Annotated in this window: 3 protein-coding genes; 1 reads left to right on the top strand and 2 read right to left on the bottom strand. The window is 68.1% G+C overall.

What is annotated here, in order from left to right:
- Positions 1 to 378 (top strand): transposase (locus tag AB0C02_RS33425; protein ID WP_357553212.1); only part of this gene is annotated, 378 nt, incomplete at its 5' end.
- Here the strand turns inward: AB0C02_RS33425 and AB0C02_RS33420 are convergent.
- Positions 373 to 2,601, bottom strand: a complete 2,229-nt coding sequence (locus AB0C02_RS33420; RefSeq protein WP_357553211.1) for a hypothetical protein — start codon at positions 2,599 to 2,601, stop codon at positions 373 to 375. The genes AB0C02_RS33425 and AB0C02_RS33420 overlap by 6 nt on opposite strands.
- A gap of 71 nt (positions 2,602 to 2,672) precedes the next feature.
- A partial coding sequence (locus tag AB0C02_RS33415; protein WP_357553210.1) for a zinc ribbon domain-containing protein occupies positions 2,673 to 3,398 on the bottom strand: 726 nt, incomplete at its 5' end.

Here is a 3,398-nt window from a genome sequence, read left to right as displayed (position 1 = left end):
CCGCAGTTCATCACGGTCCTCGAACGGATCAAGGTGTATCGGGTCGGTGGCGGCCGGCCACGGACCCGTCCTGACCTGGTCCTGGCGGACAAGGCGTACACCAGCCGCGGCAACCGCGGGTATGCCCGCCGCCGCAAGATCAGAGTCTGCATCCCGAGCAAGGCCGACCAAGACGCCCACCGCAAGGCCAAGGGATCCAAAGGCGGCCGGCCACCCGCCTTCGACCCACAGGAATACCAGCTACGTCACGCCGTCGAGTGCGGCATCAACCAGCTCAAACAGAACCGTGCCATGGCCACCAGGTACGACAAGCTCGCCGTCCGCTTCGAAGCCACCGTCACGATCGCCGCCATCAACCAATGGCTCCGCGCCTTATGAAACGCGGCCTAGCACGATGACCAGGCGCCCATTCGTGAGATCCCAAAGCTGGGCGGAATTGTCGCCCCACCCGGTTGTGGTCAGGCGCTTGCCGTCGGGCGAGAACCTCAGCTCGCTGGAGTCGCTGAGCAGCGCGAAGGAGTAGATGTGACGGCCGGACCTCGCGTCCCACACGCGGACCATCTGATCGGAGCTCGCGGACGCGATCACGCGGCTGTCCGGCCCAAAGGAAATGCCCGAAATGCTGTAGTCGTCCACTGCCATCTGCGCGATCCGGCCGCCGGTCGCGGTCTCCCACACCCACACGGTGTTGTAGCCGTAGGCGCTGACCATCGCTCCGTTCGGGCTGAAGACGACACCCTTGAGGCCCTCGCCCGCGAGGAGGGTACGCCGTGCAGTGTCCCTGGGCAGGGCCGACCACAGCGGCAGCGCGGCGAGCGCTAACGCGCCCGCTCCACCGGCGAGTACGACCCGGCGGCGTGCCTTCCGGCCCGCTGGCTGTGGCGTGATCTGCTCGCTGGCCAGGCGGTCCTGCAGCCGGACGTGGCGGAACTGGTAACCGGAGCCGGACTGGCGTAGCAGTTGCCGCGATCGGGCGTCGGCGAGGAAACCCATGAGGCGCAGGGGGAGACGGCCCCGGACGGCGAGCACCAGCCGTGCGATGACGAACCGCACCCACGCCCGGGTCAGCAGCAGCAGCGACATGACAACAGCACCGGGGACGAGCAGCATCAGTGCCATCTGTGATGGACCAACTACCGGCAGGTTGAGGAATGCCCGGCGATGCTCGAACAGGTAACCGAGGTCACGTTTGCCAGGCGCACCAGGCCAGCCGGTGAGCGAGTCGCTCAGCAGAGGGCCGAGCACCGAGACCACGTAAGCCCCTGGCAGAAGCAGGGCCGCCACCACCAGACCGCCGGCCGCAGAGCCCACCACCGCCGAGCGGCGATCCTCCCGGAGGAATGTTTCCGGGCTGGCTTGTCCCGAACGTGACGGCGGCGCCTCCAGCCAGTTGTGCGCGGCCAGCGCGAGGCCGACCACTGTGGCGCTGACTAGGACGCCGACCACGCCGGTGAGATATTCCCGCAGGTAGCCGAAGGACCAGCCTTCGCTGGACACCGCAAAGAGAGCGACAGCGAAGCCGGCGAGCACCGGAACTCCGATGATCGCAACGAGCGCGGCGCCCGACCAGAACCCGCGCCGGAGCCGGCCCATCGAGCCGCGAACCGCGAAGGACAGGCGGCCGGGTGGCCGGGCGGCAACCGCGTTCCAGACGAGGATCGCGAAGACCACGAAGACGCCGCCGGCCATGACGCTGGGAACCAAAACGTCCTCGGGTCTGGCGTTCCTGCGGTTCAGCAGCGGCGAGAGCAGAATGGACGTCACGATCATCAGCAGCAAGCCGCCGGCGAGGGCAACGCCGGGCGCCACCCACGGCGAGAGCATGCGCTGGCTGATCCGCCACCATGCGAGGTCGCGCTCGCGGTGGTCATGCAGGTGGCGGGCGAGCAGGGTCAGCCAGCGTCGTGCTTTCGCGGCCCGCATCGCGCCTTCGGCCCGCTGCTCTGGTGTCACCTGGCGGTCCCTAGCAGGGGCGTACGCCGCGTCGATCAGTCGATCGATCAGATGATCCTCAACGTCATGCCGCGATTGCATCGATAGCAGTTCGTCCGGATCACCGCCACCCTGGTGGTAGACGGTGCGCGCGACGGAGACCATCAGCGGTGTGGACAAGGCGGCCGCGAGATCTCCGTCCGGGTGGCTCCGTAGGTGTTCGATGACGCCCGCCCACGACGTGCCTGGCGGCCACTCGATGCTGTCCAGGTAAGAGACGACCTCCGTGTACGGCAAGGGCGCGATGGTGATGACCGGAGCGCTACGCAGCTTGCGGGAACCACCCCGAACGACGTCCTGGTACTCGGTGTACCGGCAGGTGACGATGACCGGCCGATCGTTGCCGACCGCCGTGTTGATCGCGCGCACGGCGCTGCGACTCGACGTCTCCGGTATCTCGTCGAGACCATCCAGGATCGGCAGCAGCAGCCCACGGTCGAGCAGCAGACGAGGAATGCCTTGCTGACCGCTGTAGTACAAGGAAGCCAACGTTTGCACGCTCCACGTGTCGAGCGGCTCCGTGACCGGATCCCATGAGGAGACCGAAAGCAGCACCGGGGTCGACGAACCGGGCGTACGTAGCCGCAGCAGTCCGAGGGTGAGCATCATTGCCAGCACCGTCTTCCCCGCTCCGGGCTCGCCGAGGACGACGAGTCGACCCGTGTGCTGAGCGTCGCAGATCAGCTAAGCGATCCTGAGCCGGAGTGAGTTTCCGGGATCGTTTCCCACCTGGGTGGGGTGGCGTGGGCGTGGAGATGGAATCCTGCGCCCAGCGCTGCTCCTCGGGCCTGGTGGCCGGTGGTGGGTGTGCTGGTCGTGGTCACGTTCTGGTGCCGGTGGGCTGCGCGGGGCAGTTTCCGGTCCGTTGGTGCGTGTCCCTCCGGACGCTTACCTACCCGGCCGTGAGGTCGGGTGGGGGAGGGTGCCCTGCGTCGCCTGGGCGCGGGGCGTGATGGCTTACGTGCGGTGGGGCCGGTCTTCGACCGGTCCACCCGGCTGATCTTGGAAACGGTGGGGGTAACGACGGCTGCGGCTTCGAGCGTGTCGACGACCGCGCGGATCATCATGTGTCCGCTGGCCGGGTCGGTGACGGTTTTGGCTTGGTGGGTGAGGCCGCGGGCGGCGATGCGCCGCCAGGCCCCGTGGTCGCGGTCGCCCTGCCAGCCGCAGGACGAGTTCGGGCAGACGGCCCACTTCCACCCCGCGGCGGTCGGCTGGTCAGGGGCTTTACGGTGCTGGAGTGGGGTCAGGCAGTGGGGGCAGTGTTTGGAGGTGTTGCGGGCGGGGACGGTGACCACGGCGATACCGGTCTCGGCGGCGAGGTGCCGGATGCGGTCGGCGATCTTCCCGCGTACCTGTTGGGACAGGCGCGTGTTCATGGTGCGGCCCATGCCCCGGGCTTCCAT

This window comes from Micromonospora sp. NPDC048999, assembly GCF_040649295.1.
Classification (GTDB): Bacteria; Actinomycetota; Actinomycetes; order Mycobacteriales; family Micromonosporaceae; genus Micromonospora.
Note: the sequence above shows the minus strand (reverse complement) of the source record. Positions and strands in the feature narration are given on the sequence as shown.

Bases quoted from the DNA above. Each gene is read 5' to 3' on its own strand.
- AB0C02_RS33420 (WP_357553211.1), bottom strand. From the start codon at position 2,601: ATGATGCTCACCCTCGGACTGCTGCGGCTACGTACGCCCGGTTCGTCG.